The following is a 2823-nucleotide window of genomic DNA, read 5'->3' on the forward strand; positions in this document are numbered from 1 at the left end:
AGGATAACACGCTTTTTTATTATGCATTTGTCTTTAGGAGAGAACGAGCGTCTTTCGCTGCCTGAACCATATACTCTAAGGCAGGTATAACTTCTTCGGTTCTTCTAGTTTTTAAACCACAGTCTGGATTAATCCAGAAATATTTAGGATCACATACTTGTAAAGATTGTTCTACGATTGCGAACATTTCGTCTTTACTTGGGACACGTGGGCTATGAATGTCATATACACCTAGACCAATTCCTTTTTCATATGTTGTATGTTTTAATGTATCAATAAATTCCCCATGACTTCTTGATGTTTCGATGGAAATAACATCTGCATCTAATGCGCGAATTGCATCTACAATATCTTCGAAGTTGCTGTAACACATATGAGTGTGAATTTGTGTTACATTTTCTACAGAAGATGTTGCTAAAAGGAATGATTGAACTGCCCATGTAATATATGCATTCCAATCTTTTTCTTTTAACGGCATTCCTTCACGAAGTGCTGGCTCATCGACTTGGATCACCCTAATTCCAGAAGATTCAAGTAATTCAATTTCATGACGAAGTGCTAATGCAATTTGATATGAAACTTCTTTTCTTGAAATGTCATTTCGAACGAATGACCAATTTAAAATAGTGACAGGTCCAGTTAGCATACCCTTTACTACTTTCTCTGTTAAGCTTTGTGCATATACAGTTTCTTTAATAGTCATTCCATTTATAAAGGCAACATCGCCATAAATAACAGGTGGTTTCACACAGCGAGAACCGTATGATTGTACCCATCCATTTTTAGTAAAGGAGAAGCCGGCAAGTCTTTCACCAAAGTATTCCACCATGTCAGTTCTTTCGAATTCACCGTGTACTAGGACATCAAGACCAATATCTTCTTGGTAACGAATCCACTTCTCAGTTTCCTTTTCAATGAATTGAGTATATTGTTCATTTGTAATATCGCCGTTACGCCACTGTTTACGTGTTTGACGAACTTCAGTCGTTTGTGGGAAGCTACCGATAGTTGTTGTTGGTAACAGTGGTAACTGTAAAGCCACTTGCTGTAATTCATATCTTTTTTCAAATGGAAGAGGACGTGAGAAATCATCTTCTTTAAGTGCTGTACGCGCTACTTTTACATCTTCACGATTACGTGCAGCTGATGAACGGATTGCATGATGTGCATTACGATATGTTGTCAGCTCGTTACTGATGCTTTCAACACCTTTAGTAAGAGCAGATTGGATAAGGACTAGTTCTTCTAACTTTTGATTGGCAAATGCAAGTGCATCAAATAGTTCGGTTGATAAGTGCTTTTCTTCTGTTTTATCAATTGGAGTATGCAATAAGCTACAAGAAGGTTGAACAATTAAACCTTTTGCTGTGACTTGATTTTGTAATGTTGTAAATAAAGAAAGTACATCATCAAGATCAGCTCTCCAAATGTTACGGCCATCTATACAACCGATAGCTAAAATTTTATCAGCTGGGAATCCATATTTTGAAATAGCATTTACATTACCTTCTTTGCCATGAACAAAGTCCAATCCAATACCAGAAACAGGGAATGTAATAATTTCTTCATAGTTTTCTTCTACACTGTCAAAATATGTTTGTAGAATAAGGTTAGCATTTGGAACTTCTTTATGAATAGCTTCGTAAAGTTCTTTCGCTTGATTAATTTCATCTTTTGTTAAAGATGCGAAGATTGGTTCGTCAACTTGAATAATTTGTGCTCCAGCTTCGCGTAATTCAGAGAATAATTGTACGTAAGGTGCAACTAGCTGTTTTAAAATAGTGGCAAATTGATCTTCGGTATAACCTTTTGCTAGTTTTAGGAATGTATAAGGTCCTAAAATAACTGGTTTTCCATCGACGCCTAACTCTTTTTTCGCTTCTTCATATAAACGAAGGGGACGATTGTCTTTTAAAGAGATTTGTAACCCTTCTTCATATTCAGGAACAATATAATGATAGTTTGTGTTAAACCACTTTGTCATTTCAGAAGCAACATGATCTTTAGATCCACGTGCCATTGCAAAATATACATCAAGGTAAGATGTAAACTCTGAAAAACGTGATGGGATGAATCCTAACATGTAGGCTGTATCCAGAACGTGGTCATAATATGTAAAATCGCCTATTGGAATTAATTCAATTCCTTTTTCTTGCTGTACCTTTACGTGTTGAAGGCGGATTTCTTTCATTGTCGTTAAAAATGTCTCTTCATCAATTTTATTGGACCAAAAAGCTTCCAATGTTTTTTTCCACTCTCGTTGTAGTCCGATACGTGGATAACCTAAGTTACTTGTTTGAATTACCATTTCAAATTCCTCCCTAATTGAAAGTAAGCATTTCCGTTTACTAGGAAATACCTATAACAAAAAGCATAAAGGCATAGAAAATAAGCCTTCCTTTTTGTTCTTAACACCTCATCATCATCCGTGAGTCTATCAGTGTTGTTAAAATAGGCAGGTCTCCTGACTTATGCTTCATATAATTTCTTTCACCTTCCCGTTTTCACAGTGGCACAAAAAAGAAATCTCAGCATTTACAGTGGCGGGACCGTGTTGGAGTTTCACCAAACTTCCCTTTTAAACACGAAATAAAATTTTCGTGTACCTATTTTCCTTTTGAAAGGAATTTAACAAGCGATATGATATTGAAACAAATTCTAACATAATTTTTAGAATCTTGTCTACTGTTTTAAAATAAGAAAATTCTAAAGTTTTTATTTCTTTGTATTTGTAATTATTGGAATATTTAGGTTAGTTTTTATACTAGAATGAGGGTGTTTTGAACTGTGAAACAATGGTGGGATTAAGTTTTTCTAAAAGAG

At 35.2% G+C, this 2823-nt stretch carries 1 protein-coding gene and 1 riboswitch; the gene reads right to left on the minus strand.

The annotated features are described in order from the left end of the window. Positions 1 to 19 precede the first annotated feature (19 nt). Entirely contained in the window at positions 20 to 2308 is a 2289-nt protein-coding gene (gene metE / locus U860_RS0130725; protein WP_025151463.1) for a 5-methyltetrahydropteroyltriglutamate--homocysteine S-methyltransferase, read from the minus strand. A 128-nt stretch (positions 2309 to 2436) separates the two neighbouring features. Further along, positions 2437 to 2625: riboswitch (cobalamin riboswitch) on the minus strand. Positions 2626 to 2823 lie beyond the last annotated feature (198 nt).

Origin of the sequence: Bacillus sp. H1a, from assembly GCF_000633475.1 — a bacterium.
GTDB classification, from domain to species: Bacteria; Bacillota; Bacilli; order Bacillales; family Bacillaceae_G; genus Bacillus_A; species Bacillus_A paramycoides.